The 17363-nt window shown below is 50.1% G+C and carries 11 protein-coding genes; 10 read left to right on the plus strand and 1 reads right to left on the minus strand.

Going from position 1 to position 17363, the window contains the following annotated elements; all coding sequences use genetic code 11:
* Positions 1 to 11: 11 nt before the first annotated feature.
* Complete coding sequence (typA, locus tag M2133_RS06685) at positions 12 to 1808, minus strand: translational GTPase TypA (protein ID WP_277465253.1); 1797 nt, start codon at positions 1806 to 1808, stop codon at positions 12 to 14.
* 174 nt (positions 1809 to 1982) lie between these two features.
* On the opposite strand from typA, the gene rpsO reads away from it, so the two are divergent.
* The 10 genes from rpsO to M2133_RS06735 all read left to right on the plus strand — a co-directional run bounded on the left by rpsO (position 1983) and on the right by M2133_RS06735 (position 17253).
* Positions 1983 to 2258 (plus strand): 30S ribosomal protein S15, encoded by a 276-nt coding sequence (rpsO, locus tag M2133_RS06690; RefSeq protein WP_277465254.1) that lies wholly within the window; start codon positions 1983 to 1985, stop codon positions 2256 to 2258.
* Between the two features lie 366 nt (positions 2259 to 2624).
* The gene (locus tag M2133_RS06695) at positions 2625 to 3209 is read left to right on the plus strand and encodes an XRE family transcriptional regulator (RefSeq protein ID WP_277465255.1); all 585 of its coding nucleotides are present in this window, start codon (positions 2625 to 2627) and stop codon (positions 3207 to 3209) included.
* 3 nt (positions 3210 to 3212) lie between these two features.
* Complete coding sequence (locus M2133_RS06700; protein WP_277465256.1) at positions 3213 to 4877, plus strand: AMP-binding protein; 1665 nt, start codon at positions 3213 to 3215, stop codon at positions 4875 to 4877.
* 184 nt (positions 4878 to 5061) lie between these two features.
* A complete protein-coding gene (locus tag M2133_RS06705) occupies positions 5062 to 5451 on the plus strand; it encodes a DUF559 domain-containing protein (protein ID WP_277465257.1) in 390 nt (129 codons plus the stop codon).
* A gap of 225 nt (positions 5452 to 5676) precedes the next feature.
* Entirely contained in the window at positions 5677 to 8421 is a 2745-nt protein-coding gene (locus tag M2133_RS06710; protein ID WP_277465258.1) for a TonB-dependent receptor, read from the plus strand.
* Positions 8422 to 8482: 61 nt separating this feature from the next.
* Positions 8483 to 11140 carry a valine--tRNA ligase gene (locus M2133_RS06715; RefSeq protein ID WP_277465259.1) on the plus strand — a complete coding sequence of 886 codons (2658 nt, stop codon included), beginning with the start codon at positions 8483 to 8485 and terminating at the stop codon, positions 11138 to 11140.
* An 18-nt stretch (positions 11141 to 11158) separates the two neighbouring features.
* Positions 11159 to 13159, plus strand: coding sequence for an ATP-binding protein (locus tag M2133_RS06720; RefSeq protein ID WP_277465260.1), 2001 nt, complete (start codon positions 11159 to 11161; stop codon positions 13157 to 13159).
* A 76-nt stretch (positions 13160 to 13235) separates the two neighbouring features.
* A complete protein-coding gene (locus M2133_RS06725; RefSeq protein WP_277465261.1) occupies positions 13236 to 15161 on the plus strand; it encodes a HAMP domain-containing sensor histidine kinase in 1926 nt (641 codons plus the stop codon).
* Between the two features lie 76 nt (positions 15162 to 15237).
* Entirely contained in the window at positions 15238 to 16017 is a 780-nt protein-coding gene (locus M2133_RS06730; protein ID WP_277465262.1) for a hypothetical protein, read from the plus strand.
* Between the two features lie 12 nt (positions 16018 to 16029).
* Complete coding sequence (locus tag M2133_RS06735; RefSeq protein WP_277465263.1) at positions 16030 to 17253, plus strand: HAMP domain-containing sensor histidine kinase; 1224 nt, start codon at positions 16030 to 16032, stop codon at positions 17251 to 17253.
* The last annotated feature ends 110 nt before the right edge of the window (positions 17254 to 17363 follow it).

Raw genomic sequence — 17363 nt, forward strand, 5'->3', positions numbered from 1 at the left:
AAAGAAGCTAATTACCGCGAAGCTCTTTTCCTTTCCGTCTCGTCGAGGATGATTTTGCGCATGCGCATGTGGTTGGGGGTGATCTCTACGTATTCGTCGATGCGGATATACTCCAGGGCGTCTTCGAGGCTGAAGAGGACCGGCGGAGCCAGGATAATCTTATCGTCCGTTCCCGATGCGCGTACGTTGGTCAATTTCTTGGTTTTCGTCAGATTCACTACCAGATCGCCATCTTTGGAGTTTTCACCCACGACCTGTCCGGCGTAGATATCTTCACCCGGCGGGATAAAGAAGCGGCCACGCGATTGTAGGTTATTCAAGGCATAAGCAATAGCTGTACCCGTTTCCATCGCAATGATCGATCCGTTCTGACGTTTGTCCATATCTCCTTTCCAGGGTTGGAATTCCAGGAAGCGGTGCGCGATGATCGCCTCACCGGCCGAAGCTGTCAACAGGGCGTTGTTCATGCCGATAATCCCACGTGAAGGGATCGTAAATTCGAGGAAGATCCGGTCGCCCTTGCTCTCCATCATCGTCATTTCCCCTTTCCGACGGGTCACGATATCGATGATGCGGCTGGAACTTTCTTCCGGCACGTTGATCGTCAGCTGTTCTACCGGTTCACATTTCTCTCCGTTGATCTCTTTGATGATGACCTGCGGCTGTCCCACCTGTAGTTCATAGCCTTCGCGGCGCATGGTCTCGATCAATACCGACAGATGCAGGATGCCCCGTCCGTAGACCAGCCAGGCATCCGCCGAGTCGGTCGGTTCGACCCGCAGGGCCAGGTTCTTGTCCAGTTCGCGTTGCAGGCGATCGTATATATGGCGGGAGGTAACGTATTTACCATCTTTTCCGAAGAAAGGCGAGTTATTGATCGTAAAGAGCATCGACATGGTCGGCTCATCGATCGCGATGGTCGGCAGAGCCTCCGGTTCGTTCAGGTCGGCAACCGTTTCGCCAATCTCAAACCCATCGATGCCCACCAGGGCACAGATATCTCCCGAGCTGGCGGAGGCGACCTTCGTACGTCCGAGTCCTTCGAAAACATTCACTTCTTTGATGCGCGACTTCACCATCGAGCCGTCGCGTTTGCATAACATGATATCTTGTCCTTCGCGCACCTCACCCCGATGTACCCGTCCGATAGCGATACGCCCGATATACTGGGAGTAGTCCAACGAGGTAATCAGCATCTGCGTCGGTCCTTCGTACACCTCAGGCTCCGGGATATATTCGATAATCGCATCCAACAGGGGTTGAATATCTTCGGTCGGATTATTCCAGTCGTCCGACATCCAGCCTTGCTTGGCCGAACCGTAAATCGTTGGGAAATCCAATTGCTCTTCCGTCGCGTCCAGGTTGAACATCAGGTCGAACACCATCTCCTGCACCTCCGAAGGGCGGCAGTTGGGTTTGTCTACCTTATTAATAACTACGATCGGCTTCAGTCCGATCTGGATCGCTTTCTGCAATACGAAGCGCGTCTGCGGCATCGGCCCTTCGAAGGCGTCCACCAACAACAGGCAACCGTCCGCCATATTCAACACACGTTCCACTTCCCCTCCGAAGTCGGCATGGCCCGGAGTATCGATAATATTGATTTTATATCCTTTGTAGTTGATAGATACGTTCTTGGCTAAAATCGTAATGCCACGTTCACGTTCCAAATCGTTATTGTCAAGGAATTGGTCGGGCTCCGCCTGTCCCTCACGAAACAGTTTGCCGGCTAATAACATTTTATCTACAAGGGTTGTTTTGCCATGGTCGACATGGGCAATAATTGCAATGTTTCTGATCTTTTGCATCGAAGACTAATTTTTAGTGGGTGCAAAGTTACGATTTCTAATCGAGAAAGAGGGGGTATCGGATCGATAATTCTTCAGAAAAAGAGAGAGAAATACTTGTTGTTCCAAAATAAAGCCTTATATTTGCACCCGCTTAAATAACATAGTATTAATTTATTAAAGTATCAAAGAATCATGTATTTAGATTCAGAAAAGAAAAAAGAATTATTCGAAAAGCACGGAAATGCTAAGTCTGCAACCGACACAGGATCTCCTGAAAGCCAGATCGCGCTTTTCACGTATCGCATCAGTCACCTGACTGAGCACTTGAAAAAGAACCGGAAAGACTTCGGTACTACCCGGTCACTTCAGAAGTTAGTAGGTAAACGTCGTCGTCTGTTGGATTACCTGATCAAAACAGATATCACCCGTTACCGTGCGATCATCAAAGAATTAGGCATCAGAAGATAAAATCTTCATACCCAAGCTAAGGGGCCTCCGAAAGGAAGGCCCCTTTTTTATTCCTTTTATCGCCCCAAGCCCCCAATTTTTCTCCCTATTTCAGCAGAAAGTATTATATACTGTATATGAGCGAATTGTAGGGACCATTCATTTGTTGATAATTATCAACAAACAAATACTCCCACCGGAAAAGGGAAATACTCTCGCTGATTCGGAATCATATAGGGGAGATAAAGAGAGGATAGTTGTTTTCTCTCTCATATGTTTTGTTGAAATGAAATATTCTCTTAATTTTGCGGCGTTTAATTACAAATCATCATCAAAAAGAAGAATTTAATTAACAATCCATAGCAAAATACCATAATAAGAGAAAAGATGGGGAATAACAAGATCATTGGAGAGAAGATCAAAGCGTTGCGCGAGACAAAGCAGTTGAGTATGGAGGAGATAGCCGAACGTTCGGGTTTGAGTAAAGAACAAATCGAACGGATCGAAGGAAATGTGGATTTCCCGTCGTTGGCTCCGCTAATCAAGATCGCGCGGGTATTGGGTGTGCGTCTGGGCACGTTCCTCGACGACCAGGCGGAGCTCGGTCCGGTGATCAGCCGGCGCAAAGACAATTCGGACGAGAACAGCATCAATTTCACCAATAACGAATCGCACGGGCGGAAACACATGGTCTACCACTCCTTGTCGCAAGACAAGTCGGGGCGCCATATGGAGCCGTTCCTGATCGATATCGCGCCTTCGGAAGAGGGGGTCGATTTTGTGCTCTCCACCCATGAAGGGGAAGAATTTATCTATGTATTGGAAGGGGTTGTGGAAATCAATTACGGCAAGAACATCTATGTATTGGAAGCCGGCGACAGCATCTATTACGATTCGATAGTCGCCCACCACGTACATGCCGCCACGAACGAGACTGCCCGGATTCTGGGGGTTGTTTATACGCCTTATTGATCTATGGGAAAAGAATATCAACTGCAAGACAAAACACTGGGAGACTGGCTCGAACATTGGGCACGGGTGACTCCCGACAAAGAATATCTGGTGTATTCCGACCGCAACCTGCGCTTCACCTGGAAGCAGTTCAATCAGCGGGTCGACGATATGGCCAAAGGACTGATGGCGATCGGTGTCAAACACGGCACGCATGTCGGGATCTGGGCAACGAATGTGCCCGACTGGCTGACGTTTGTCTATGCCGGGGCTAAGGTCGGCGCGGTACTGGTGACCGTCAATACCAACTACAAGCAACATGAAGTGGAATACCTGGTCGGCAATGCCGATATTCATACTTTATGTATTACGGAAGGGGTCTTCGACGGCAGTTATATCGACATGACCTACGAGATGCTGCCCGAGTTACGGGAGGCACAACGAGGTTTCCTCTCCAGCAAACGTTTTCCTCACCTGAAGAATGTCGTTTACATCGGGCAAGAGAAGTACCGGGGCATGTATAATACGCCGGAGATCTTATTGCTCGGGCAGAATATCAGTGATCAAACACTGGAAGAAGCGAAAAAGAAAGTCAGTTGCCACGATGTGGTCAATATGCAATATACTTCGGGCACGACCGGCTTCCCCAAAGGGGTGATGCTGACCCATCATAATATCGCCAACAACGGATACTTCACCGGTGAGGGCATGAACTTCACGGCCGACGACAAGCTTTGCTGTTGCGTTCCATTGTTCCATTGTTTCGGTATCACCTTGGCGTCGATGAATGTGATGACACACGGAAGCACGCAGGTGATGGTCGAGAAATTCGATCCGTTGACCGTCTTAGCCTCGGTGCATAAGGAGCGGTGCACGGCATTATACGGCGTGCCGACCATGTTTATCGCCGAGTTGAACCATCCGATGTTCGATATGTTCGACCTCACTTCCTTGCGCACCGGTATCATGGCAGGCTCCCTCTGCCCGATCGAACTGATGCGGGCGGTGACCGAGAAGATGCACATCACCCATATCACCAGCGTGTACGGTCTGACGGAGACCTCGCCCGGCATGACGCATTCCGTGACGGAAGACTCCTTCGAAGCCCGCTGCACCACCGTCGGAAAAGAATACCCTTTCACCGAAGTCAAGATCTTCAATCCCGAGACCGGCGAAGAATGCCCCGTCGGCACGCAAGGCGAAGTCTGCTGTCGCGGTTACCTGGTGATGAAAGGCTACTACAAAAATCCGGAAGCAACAGCCGAAGCGATCGACAAAGACGGCTGGCTGCACTCCGGCGACCTGGGCGTGAAAGACGAAGAAGGCTATTTCCGCATCACCGGCCGCATCAAGGATATGATTATCCGCGGGGGAGAGAATATCTACCCGCGTGAGGTCGAAGAGTTTCTTTACCATCTTGAAGGCGTGCAGGATGTGCAGGTAGCCGGTATCCCCTCGGAGAAATACGGCGAAGAGGTTGGCGCCTTTATCATCCTCAAAGAAGGGGCCGTCGTCACCGAAGAAGAGGTCAAAGACTTCTGCCGCGGCAAGATCGCCCGCCACAAGATCCCGAAATACATCTTCTTCATCGACGCCTACCCCCTCACTGGCAGCGGCAAGATCCAAAAATTCAGGCTCAAAGATATTGCGCTGAAGATGCTGGAGGAGAAAGGGGTGAAGCCGGTGTAATAAACACTCCTTTCATTTCTTTGATTGAGGTTGACCCCAAAACATTAAATATACTATCTTGATGTCCTCGCCTGGTCAGGCGAGGGGGACCATCGCTTGCGATGGTAGAGTGGTTGTTTTCTAAAAACACTTGCTTTCTCCACAGAAATTTCTGATATTTACACACAATTAAATACCAGAAACTATGAATCCAGATAAGCTCATTAACCATAAGGATTGCAAATCTTACCGAAACCATCTACGCACGCACTCCACTCATGCCGAAATAGAATTGTGGCAACTGATAAAAAATCGCCAAGTTGAAGGTTTAAAACTTAGACGCCAACAGAGTATTGGGGCTTATATCGTGGACTTTTACTGTCCGCAGATTCGTTTAGCCATAGAATTGGATGGGCAAGTACACGTCGGTAATGAAGAATATGATGACAAACGCACGAACTATATAAAAGAAAAGCTGGGGATTCATATCCTCAGATATGAAAACAAGTTTGTGTATGAACATCCGGATTGTATATTGGAGGATATTAAAGAATATTTAGAGAAAAGGACAACCACTTCACCGCCTCAAAAATAGCAGATACACTATCAAATCGTCCTCTCCTGACTCAAAAGTTATCAATCCAGTATCTCGATGTCCTCGCCTGACCAGGCGAGGACACTAAGATAGTATTATTCATCACAATGAAGTTACACTTCTCTTCATTCGTCCCTTTCCCCCGAATATTCGTCTGATTAAAAAGTTCTTTCTTTCTATTCGGGAGATTTAAGTATATTTATCCCCTATTCAAATACTTAGGAGATGAAACAATTATACCATGCGATTCTGTTTTTTCTATTGATCTCTACTGTGGCTTATGGACAACAGGTGAGCGGATATGTCTACGATGAGACGACTAACGAGGTATTGCCCGGCGTAAACATCTATTATAAAGAGCAATCGGAAACGGTCGGCGTGGTCTCCGACAAGGACGGGCGGTATGAGATCAACCTGCCGGAAAAAGGGGCAACGCTTGTGTTCAGTTACCTGGGCTATCAGACACAGTCGCTTCCGTTATTCGTTGCCAAACACCAAACGAAGACATTGAACGTAGCCTTGCAGATGGAAACGCAACTGATGGAAGAGGTGGTGGTCAGCGTCGGGCGCTACGAGCAGAAACTCAATGAGATAACCGTTTCGATGGAGGTATTGAAAGCTCCCGATATTGCCAAACAGTCGCCGACAGATCTGACAACGGTATTGAAAACCATCCCCGGCGTGGAGGTTACCGACCGCCAGCCCAGCATCCGCAGCGGCAGTGGTTGGACCTACGGCGTGGGTAGCCGAAGCCTGATCCTGATCGACGGCATGTCGGCCTTGACTCCCGGCTCGGGTGAGATCAACTGGAACGTGATCCCGATGGAGAACATCGAACAGGTCGAGGTATTAAAAGGCGCCTCTTCCGTATTGTATGGCTCGTCTGCATTGAACGGCTTGATCAATGTACGCACCAAACGTCCGGGGCTCGAACCTTCCACACGTATCCATACTTACGCCGGCATCTACGGCAATCCCAAAGAAAAGAGTTATAAATGGTGGGAGGGCGACTACCACAACCCGCTCTACACGGGCATCGAGGCCTCGCACTCCCGGCGCATCAAGGACTTCGACCTATCGGTAGGCCTGAACTACTTCAAAGACGAGGGCTACCGCAGCGATAACGATACGGAACGCTTCCGCATCGGCGGCAACCTGACCTATCACCATCCCCGTGTGTACGGCCTGAACTTCGGTGCGAACGCCAACTTCCTGACCAACGACTACACCGGCTTCTTTATCTGGCGCTCGCCCCAAGAGGCCTACCAGCAGTCGCCGCTCGCCAATATGGGACGGCGGGAGTATATGTTTCAGATCGATCCGTTCCTCAACTATACGAACGACGAAAAGGGAACAACCCACCGCTTCAAGGGACGTTTCTTCCGGCGCGGCAATCAAATCGTGACACATACGACGGATAAAAATATCTTCGACATCGCCAATAACATGGGCTTCGACTACAACCGCATCAACGAGGTAGTCGATCTGGGGCAGAACTGGCAGACGAAACTATTGCCGCGCTTCCTGCCCTACCTGCCGCAGTTGATGAACGGCAATGTGAACGGCCTGATCGGCGAAGCGAAGAAGATCCTGAAAGATTATTTCCCCACCGGTCGGCCGGCGGATTATATGGATCTGGTATCCTGGGTGATGGGACATACGCCGCTGCCCTCCAGTGCCGACCAGGCTATTCCCTGGCTCACCGGCGCCCTTACACCGCCCTCCAACGGGGTAAGCCCGACCGACTATACCACCGCCTATGCGATGGATTACCAGTTCAGCAAAAAGTTCGACCATTCGCAACTAACTGTCGGGGCAAGTTACGACCATGTGTATATCAACTCGGCAGTCACCGGACGCCACCGCAGCGACAACGCCGCCTTGTTTGCACAGTACGATCATAAGCTTTTAGACCGCCTGAACGTCTCTGTCGGTGGGCGATTGGAGTATTTCCGGATCGACGAGAGCTACCGCGAAGCGGAGACGGAGATCTTCGGTATGGATGTGCCGGTCAAGCCGGTCTTCCGCGGTGGGTTGAACTACGAATTGGCGGAATATAGCTTCGTCCGCGCTTCGTTCGGGCAGGGCTACCGTTATCCGTCGGTCGTTGAGAAACATGTCTTGAAAGATATCGGCGGTATCGGCGCTTTCCCCAATGCGAACCTGAAAGCGGAGAGCGGATACAATGCGGAGATCGGCATCAAGCAGGGCTATAAATTCGGCAATCTGCAAGGCTTTGTCGATCTGGCCGGTTTCTATACCCGGTATAAAGATATGATCGAGTTCCGCCTGGGCCTCTTCGACAAGAGAGACTTCAATTATGTCGAAAGCCTCGATGGACTGATCAGCTTACTGACCGGCGGGATCGAGAATATGGGCATTGGCGCTCAGTTTGTCAACGCGGGACGGGCGGAGATCTATGGCGTAGACCTTTCCACCACCGGTTTCTACGCGTTTAATCCCGATACCCGGCTGGCCTACAATCTGGGGTATGTCTTTACTATGCCGATCGACCTTGATGTCGACGAACGCAACGCCGCCGAAGAAGCCAATACCGATCTCTTGGCCATGCGCTCGAAGTCGAACGACTCGCGCTACCTCAAATACCGCCAGAAGCATACGCTCAAAGCGATGTTCGACCTGGAATGGAAAAACTTCTCGATCGGCACCAACCTGGCGTGGAAAAGCAAGACATTGGCAGTCGATTACTTTATGGTGGACGAACGCACGAAAGGAATGCCCAACCTCTGGGATCATGTGCGCGGCATCCTCTTTGGCGACCTGCATTCTTACTGGCAAGAGAACAACAAAAGCCATTTCACGATGGACCTGCGCATGGGGGTTGGGATCACAAAGAATCTTCGCCTACAGGGCATGATAAATAACCTCCTGAACACAGAATACAGCGTCCGCCCGATGGATGTTTCGCCACCACGAACGTTTGTGGTGCAGTTGAGTGCGAACTTTTAGGAAACTTTTTTACCTTTGCACATTCTAATAATGTGTTTATCAAAGTTATTCAAATAGATTTATGGAAATAGCAAGCAAGTACAACCCCGCCGAGGTGGAAGGTAAATGGTACCAGTATTGGTTAGAGAACGGATTTTTTCATTCGGAACCGGATGATCGTCAGCCGTATACAGTCGTTATCCCTCCGCCAAACGTCACCGGTGTGTTGCACATGGGGCATATGCTGAACAATACGATCCAGGACATCCTGGTGCGCCGTGCCCGGATGCAGGGAAAGAACGCTTGCTGGGTACCGGGAACCGACCATGCCTCGATCGCTACTGAAGCCAAGGTCGTGGCCAAACTCGCCGCCGAAGGGATCCAAAAGAACGATCTGACGCGTGAGGCGTTCTTGGAACATGCTTGGGAGTGGAAAGAAGAACATGGCGGGATTATCCTCAAACAACTTCGCCGCCTGGGTGCTTCGTGCGACTGGGACCGTACGGCGTTTACCATGGATGAGATCCGCTCGGAGAGCGTGATCAAAGTCTTTGCCGACCTCTATAATAAAGGATTGATCTACCGGGGTATCCGTATGGTGAACTGGGATCCGCAGGCGCTGACGGCCGTGTCGGATGAAGAGGTGATCTACAAAGAAGAACATAGCAAATTGTATTATCTGCGCTATAAGGTTGAAGGAGAGGATGGCCAGATTATCATCGCCACCACTCGTCCGGAAACGATCCTGGGCGATACGGCTGTCTGTGTCAATCCGAACGATCCGCGCTACAGCCACCTGAAAGACAAACGGGTGATCGTGCCTTTGGTGAATCGCTCCGTTCCGGTGATCCGCGATGAGTATGTGGATATGGAGTTTGGTACCGGTGGCCTGAAAGTCACTCCGGCACACGATGTGAACGACTATATGCTGGGCGAGAAATACAACCTGCAATCGATCGATATCTTCAACGATAACGGAACGATCAACGAAGCCGGTGAGTTGTATGTCGGCATGGATCGTTTTGCCGTTCGCAAGCAGATCGTATTGGATCTCGATGCGGCCGGCTTACTGGAAAAGATCGAGGATTACGACAATAAGGTCGGCTATTCGGAACGTACGAATGTGCCCATCGAGCCGAAGCTTTCCATGCAATGGTTCCTCAAGATGGAGGAGATGGCTCGCCCGGCCTTGGAGGTGGTGATGAGTGACGAGTTGAAATTCTATCCGCCCAAGTTCAAGAATACCTATCGCCACTGGATGGAGAACATCAAAGACTGGTGCATCAGCCGCCAATTGTGGTGGGGACATCGTATTCCGGCGTACTACATAGAAGCCCCCCTCAGTCCCCCCGAAGGGGGAAGCTGGGGTTTCGTGGTCGCTGAAACCGAAGAGAAAGCACGAGAGTTGGCTTTAGCCAAACACCCCTCCTTGGGAGGGGTTGGGGGAGGCTTTACCTTACGTCAGGACGAAGACTGCCTCGATACCTGGTTCTCTTCCTGGCTGTGGCCGATCTCCCTTTTCGATGGCATCAACCATCCGGGCAATGAAGAGATCAATTACTACTACCCGACTTCCGACCTGGTGACCGGCCCGGATATTATCTTCTTCTGGGTGGCTCGTATGATCATGGCGGGCTATGAATACGAGAAGAATATGCCGTTCCGGAATGTGTATTTCACCGGCCTGGTACGCGATAAGCAAGGACGTAAGATGTCGAAGTCATTGGGTAACTCGCCTGATCCGCTGGATCTGATCGATACGTTCGGCGCCGATGGCGTTCGCATGGGCTTGATGCTGACCGCTCCGGCCGGCAATGATATCCCTTTCGACGAATCCCTCTGCGAGCAAGGTCGTAACTTCAATAACAAGATCTGGAATGCGTTCCGCCTCGTTAAGGGATGGACGGTCGATCCTTCCCTGGCGCAACCCGAAGCCTCGGCGGCTGCCGTGAAATGGTTCCGTATGCGGCTGGATAAGACCACTGCGGAGATGGACGACCTCTGCGATAAATACCGCCTGAGCGAAGCCCTGATGACCGTCTATAAGCTGTTCTGGGATGAGTTCTCTTCCTGGTACCTGGAGATGATCAAACCCGGATACGAACAACCTATCGACGCGGCGACCTACCGGGCGACCCTCTCGTTCTTCGACGCCCTGTTGCGCCTGTTGCATCCGTTTATGCCGTTCATCACCGAAGAGCTCTGGCAGGCTATCGAGCCGCGCCGCGAAGGGGAGAGCATTATGGTTGCCCTGTTGCCCGAAGTGGGCGAGATCGATGCGGCTTACCTCGATGCTTTTGAGCGGATGAAAGAAGTGGTGAGTGGCGTGCGTACGGTGCGTCTGCAAAAGAATATCCCGAACAAAGAACCCCTGGAACTGCAAGTGTTGGGCGATCATGATAACAGCCTGGATGCGGTGATCGTCAAGATGTGTAACCTGACAGCCATCACGGCGGTCGAAGAGAAAGCCTCCGGTGCGGTCTCCTTCCGCGTGGGAACGACGGAGTTTGCCGTGCCCCTGGGTGCGTTGATGAATGTCGAAGAAGAATTGACTAAACTGCGCGAAGAGCTGGTTTACCAGGAAGGCTTCCTGAATTCCGTATTGAAAAAGCTCTCGAATGAAAGCTTTGTTAATAAAGCCCCGGCTCAGGTGATCGAAGGAGAACGTAAGAAACAGGCGGATGCCGAAAGTAAAATTAAAACGATAAAAGAAAGCATTTTGGCTTTGGCAAATGAATAATTACTATATTTGTTCTTGATGAGACGTTGGGTTATACTCTATTCCTTTTGCCTGCTGGCTGCCGTTTGCCTGAACGCGCAGGGAACGTGGGTGGATAGTTTACGCCACGAAGTCGGTCTGATGCCCGACTCCGCGCGTCTCTCTTTCCTGAAAAACAAGATAATAGAGAATGACCAAAACCACTCCCGCGTGGAGTATGCCCGTTTGCTGTACGACGAAGCCCTGCGCCAGCAGAATGAAGAAGCGGAAGCGGAAGCGATCTACTCCTTTGCCCGTCATTTCTATCCCGTCAATAGCGATAGCATGCGTTATTGGGTTGAGAAAGGAGTTACATTATTCATCCGCCTGGGACGGTTGGAAGATATCTGTCGCATGAAAGCCTGGGATATCTATTTATTAAATCGGGAAGCGAAGTCGGAGGATGTGTTGAAAGCGGTTGAAGCCTTGCGGCTATTCAGTGATGAGATCAGCTTTCCCGAAGGGCGGGAGATGGCCGATCAGGCGATGGCCGATTTTTATTTCCATAATAATATGCCGGACGATGCCGAACGCTTATACCTCGATGTGATGGAAAGGATGAAAAAGAGGAATGCCCCTCCGGTGAAAACCTTTAATATCCTTCGACAGCTGATGGCGATGATAACCGATCCGGAGAAACGCTTGAAATACACCCGGCAGGCTGAAGAATACCTGGCTGAATGCAAACGGAACGGACTTTCCCAACTGGATGCGATCACGCCTATCTACGCCATGGAATACATCGTAAGCCGTATCACCGCTATGGCTTATGTACAGAGAAAAAACTTCACCAGCGCCTGGGTGTACGCACAAAGAGCCGACTCGATCGCTTCCCAATACCAGATGGTACGCGCCGTCAATGAGATGAACGAATTGTATTTTAAGTATTACAATACTAAGGGCGACTACCGTCTGGCTCTGGCTTATGCGGATCTGATGATCGCCTATCTGGAGGAGCGGAATATGGCTAAACCCTTGTACGACATCTTACGGGAAAAAGCCAAACTGCTCGATCTGATGGAGCAGCCGAAAGCAGCCTATGACTTATCTGTCCGTCTGGTAACACTGAAAGATTCGATCAACAAAAGTGATTTCCATGAGACGCTGGCTACGGTCCGGACGGAACACGAGGTGGAAAAGCTTGAACTGGATAAACTGCGCATGGAAGAACAGGAACAGCAAACCCGGCAACAGATGATGTTTGTGGTGATCGGTTGTATGCTGTTGCTGATTGTGATGGTCGGTTTGATTCACATGATCCGTGTGATCCAGCGCAACCGGCGCGAACTGAAAAAAGCAAAAGAGAAAGCCGAAGAAGCCGATCAGCTCAAATCCGCTTTCCTGGCGAATATGAATCACGAGATACGGACACCGCTAAATGCTATTGTCGGTTTCTCCCAGGTATTGATCGACGAACAGGATAAGGAGGTGCGGAAGGAATTCGCAGGTATTATCCAGAGCAATAACGAACTGTTGCAGCGCCTGATCGCCGATGTATTGGATATCTCGAAGTTAGAGTCCGACTCGATGTCGCTTCTCTATTCGATGCAGAATGTACCGCTATTGATGAAGGAAATCTACAATGTGATCCTGCTCCGGATGCAACCCGGGGTGCAGTTGATTCTGGAACCCTGTGAACCGCTCATGCTGGAAACCGACCGGAACCGGCTGATGCAGGTTTTGACCAATCTGTTGACCAATGCGGTGAAACATACCGCCCAGGGAACAATCCATATGGGGTATGAAGTGCAGGATACACATGTGCGCTTCTACGTGCGGGATACGGGTGAAGGAATAAGTAAAGATCAGTTGGAGAGTATCTTCGACCGTTTTGTGCAACTGGCAAGCGGGAAGAAGGGTGTAGGACTGGGACTGGCGATCTGTAAAGGGCTGGTACAGAAGATGGGCGGCACGATATGGGTCACCTCCGAATTGGGGGTTGGTTCAACCTTTTATGTGCAACTGCCGAAGATACGTCCTGCAAAGCACGAGAAAAACTAAAAAACGCATTACTTTTGCATTTATGCGAAAAGGGGTCATAGTCATATGCTGTCTGATCATTGGGTTTGTCAATCTGATGAGCCAGAATAAAGTGCTGGAAGATAGTGTCCGGACACTGATCAAAGGAATGCCTGCGGCGGAACGTCTGACCTACCTGGATCAACACATGTATGAGAATGTTTCCAACTTCAACCGCCTGATCTACGCCCGTCTGTTGTATGAAGAATCGCTCCGTCAGCGTAACGAACAGACCGAAGCCGACGCACTCTTTATGCTGGCCAAACACTTCTACGCCAACAGCAACGACAGTATGCGCTACTGGATCAAAAAGGCAGAACCTCTCTACCGTAAGCTCGGACGCCATGAAGAACTGTGCCGCATGAAAGGCTGGGATATCTACGCCATGGATTCGGAAGGCAAAGGTGAAGAGGTCTTGCGGGCTATTGACAACCTGAAAACGCTGAGTCGTGAACTGGCTTTCCCCGAAGGATTGGAAATGGCGGATATGGCGTTGGCGAATTTCTATTTCTCGAACACCATGTTCAAAGAAGGGGAAGAGCTGTATCTGAATGTCCTGAAGCGGATGGAGGAACGCGATGCACCTATAATCAAACGCTATACAGTAGTCCGTCATCTCTTTAACCGGATGCCGGAAGTCGATTCCCGTCTGGCTTACCTGAAGAAGGCGGAAGATATGCTGAAAACCTGCAAAGAACAGGGCATGACCTATCTCGATCCGGAATCACCCATCATCGACCTGGAATATACTCTGCATCGGAATTACTGCCGCGAATATGTGAACGTTTATGATTTGCAGGAAGCCTGGAACCATCTGCATATGGCACAGCAAATTGCGGATGCAAACAATATTTCCCGGGCACAGAGCGAGTTGCTCCACTTATATTATATGTGTCATCGTTATGCCGGCGAATACGATAAGGCGTTGGAATACATTGAGAAAACGGAAAAACGTTCGCGTCAACGCAATATCATGCCTTCCCTGAGCAATGCCCTGAAGAATAAAAGCTTCCTGCTCAATGAGCTGGGGCGCTCCCATGAAGCCTACCATACATTGCAGGAACATATCGCCTTGCAAGACTCGATCAATAATAATGATTTTCACAGGGTGTTGGCCGAATTACGTACCAAGCATGAAGTAGAGAAGTTAGAGATCGAAAGCCAACAGGCCGAGCTCAAAGCCGAACAAAACCGCCTGAGGCTCTCCTTTATGTATGTCTGCGGCCTTATCCTGGTGGTCGTTTTGTTTGTGTTGGCGTATATGGTCTATGTCAATAACCGGAAAGAGAAAAAGATCAAAGCGGCCAAAGAGAAAGCCGAAGAGATCGATAACCTGAAAACCACCTTCCTCTCCCATATCAACAACGAGATCCGGAACCCGCTGAACGCCATCGTCGGCTTCTCCGATATTCTAATCGATGAAGAAGATCAGGATACGCGTCAGCAATACGCCAAGATTGTCGAAGAGAACAATGAACTCTTGCAGCAACTGATTGCCGACGTATTGGATATCTCCAAGATCGAGTCGAACTCCATGACGCTGTTCCTCTCCGAGCAAGATCTCCCCACGATCCTCGGCGATATCTATGATGATATGAAACCCTGGGTTTCCAACCGGGTCGAATTCGTATTAGATCCCTGCTCTCCCCTGGGCCTGCGGGTCGATAAAAACCGTTTGACACAAATTATTTTAAATTTATTGCGCAATGCGATCAAATTCACCGAACAAGGAAGCATTCATTTTGGTTATACTGTAGAAAATGAGCAAGTGCGGTTCTATGTGACCGATACGGGCATAGGCATACCGGAAGATTTGCAGATTGTCATTTTCGATCGTTTTGCCCAGATGGCACAAGGAAAGAGAAAAACAGGCCTGGGATTGGCTATTGCTAAAGGTCTGGTCGTGCTGATGGGTGGCGATATCCATGTAGAGTCCACACTGAATAGGGGGACTACCTTCTTTTTCACGATTCCGCGGGCCTGATCCCTGCATAGCTGCGCCGCTATGCTTTTTCCCGGCGAAAGAAAAAGAACTAACGCTAAAGAAGTAAAAGACAGAAATGAGGAATTACAGAGATCTCTTGATCGGATTATGTTTTATTCAGTCTCTTTTGATCAGTGCCTCCGTCTTTGGACAGGAGGCAAACTATGCCGTGCAGGTAGACAGTGTACGGATCGTTATGCAGGATATGCCTGCGTCCGAACGGCTGAACTACCTGGCCGAACTGGCACGCAAGCAGTCCGTGAGCCCGGATTATCGGCAATATATCCGTTTGTATGAAATAGAAGCCCGCAAGCAACATGACGATGCTCATCTGATCAAAGCCTTAGCGATGCTGGGGCGAAGTTATTATCCGGAGAACTCCGACAGTATGTTGATTTTCAAACAGCAGGTTGAGCCCCTTGCTCAAAAGAATAAGGACTATGCCGCCTATCTGGATCTGTTCGGTATGTACAATTATGCCCTTATCTGGCAAGGAAGGAAAGACGGGGTGGAAGAGTCGGTCAGGGAATACCGTGAGTTGGCAATGGAGCTGGGTAATGTGGGTGCCATGGAATTGGCCGATCAGAACATGGCCTATTTCTATTTTATGAACAATATGCCCGTCGAGGCGGAGAAATTATACCTGGAAGCCTTACACAGTAAAGAGAAAAGAGGCGCGGAGATTGCCGGACAAGTCGGTATCCTGGTGCAGTTGTTTAATAATCTGCCACAGGTGGATAAGCGCAAGATGTATCTGCAACAGGCCATCGAGTTGATCGACCGCTATAAGAACGGCACCGAGAAAGACCCGAATTCCGACCAGTTGATTGTGGCACACGAATATTCGGTGCATTGATCGTATGCCTCATTGTTTCTGGAAGAAGGCAAATCGGCCGAAGCGTTCGAACACATGCAGCTCATGGAAGAGCTGATCAGGCAATATAATATGAAAGAAGACCGAATCGTTGGCCTGAAACAGATCTACTTTGAGTATTACTGTAGCCTGAAGGAGTGGGACAAAGCGTTGGAGATCCTCTCGCAACTGGAGGAGGTGATGCAACTGCGTAATATCTATACCAATATCAAGATCTACCGCAGCCGCCGGGCGGATATCTATACGGAGCAGGGACGTCTGCGCGAAGCCATCGCGTTGCAGAAAGAGGTGATCCAGATGCAAGACTCTATCGGTCAGGCCAGCCTGCAAGAGAAGGTGGCGGATATGCGCACCAAATACGAGGTGGAGAAGCTGCAACTGGAGAAACAACAGATCGAGATCGACAACCTGAAGACCCGTAGCCGGGCAGCACTATTGACTGCCGGCTGTATCCTGCTGTTGCTGATCACGTTTGGGCTGGTCTATCTGGTGCGCGTCACCCAGCGCAGTAAGAAATCCTACCAGCGCGCCAAAGAAAAAGCGGAAGAGGCCGATCAGATGAAGTCGGCGTTTCTGGCCAATATGAACCACGAGATCCGTACGCCGTTGAATGCCATCGTCGGCTTCTCCCAGGTGCTGGCCGAGGAAGAAGAAAAGGATAGCCGGGTGGCTTTCGCCGGCATTATCGAACAAAACAACGAACTATTGCAACGCCTGATCGGCGACGTATTGGATATATCCAAGATCGAGTCCAACTCCATGTCGCTGGTCTATTCGCAGCAGGATATCGCCGCGCTGATGAAAGAGATATACGCCATGATCTCGTTGCGCATGCCCGACCAGGTGATGTTGATACTCGATCCCTGTACACCGCTGCAGATGGAGACCGACAAGAACCGCCTGGTCCAGGTCATTACTAACCTATTGACCAATGCCACCAAGCATACTACGCAAGGACATATCCGTTTCGGCTACCGGCTGACGGAGACCAATATCACGTTCTACGTCGAAGATACCGGCGAAGGCATACAGGCCGATCAATTGGACAGCATCTTCGATCGCTTCACGCAGTTGGAGAATAGCCGCAAGGGTGTCGGACTGGGCCTGGCCATCAGCCGCGGACTGGTCGAGAAGATGGGTGGACGCATCTGGGTGGAGTCGGTCTATGGCAAAGGATCAACCTTTTTTGTCGCTATTCCTTTGGACTTGTCTTTGTGACTTTTTTTTGTGTCGCAAACAGCCTTTTCACTGTATCGCAAACAACCAGCTTTCGGCGGATCTTTTGTTAAGCTTTCTAAAACAAAGTATGTAACTGCGGTTCGAAGGGA

The sequence above is a fragment of the Parabacteroides sp. PF5-6 genome (assembly GCF_029504695.1).
In the GTDB taxonomy this organism is placed as follows: Bacteria; Bacteroidota; Bacteroidia; order Bacteroidales; family Tannerellaceae; genus QVMG01.

Excerpts from the sequence above, each read along its gene's own strand:
- typA (WP_277465253.1), bottom strand. The coding sequence starts at position 1,808 with ATGCAAAAGATCAGAAACATTGCAATTATTGCCCATGTCGACCATGGC.
- rpsO (WP_277465254.1), top strand. The coding sequence starts at position 1,983 with ATGTATTTAGATTCAGAAAAGAAAAAAGAATTATTCGAAAAGCACGGA.
- M2133_RS06695 (WP_277465255.1), top strand. The coding sequence starts at position 2,625 with ATGGGGAATAACAAGATCATTGGAGAGAAGATCAAAGCGTTGCGCGAG.
- M2133_RS06700 (WP_277465256.1), top strand. The coding sequence starts at position 3,213 with ATGGGAAAAGAATATCAACTGCAAGACAAAACACTGGGAGACTGGCTC.
- M2133_RS06705 (WP_277465257.1), top strand. The coding sequence starts at position 5,062 with ATGAATCCAGATAAGCTCATTAACCATAAGGATTGCAAATCTTACCGA.
- M2133_RS06710 (WP_277465258.1), top strand. The coding sequence starts at position 5,677 with ATGAAACAATTATACCATGCGATTCTGTTTTTTCTATTGATCTCTACT.
- M2133_RS06715 (WP_277465259.1), top strand. The coding sequence starts at position 8,483 with ATGGAAATAGCAAGCAAGTACAACCCCGCCGAGGTGGAAGGTAAATGG.
- M2133_RS06720 (WP_277465260.1), top strand. The coding sequence starts at position 11,159 with ATGAGACGTTGGGTTATACTCTATTCCTTTTGCCTGCTGGCTGCCGTT.
- M2133_RS06725 (WP_277465261.1), top strand. The coding sequence starts at position 13,236 with ATGAGCCAGAATAAAGTGCTGGAAGATAGTGTCCGGACACTGATCAAA.
- M2133_RS06730 (WP_277465262.1), top strand. The coding sequence starts at position 15,238 with ATGAGGAATTACAGAGATCTCTTGATCGGATTATGTTTTATTCAGTCT.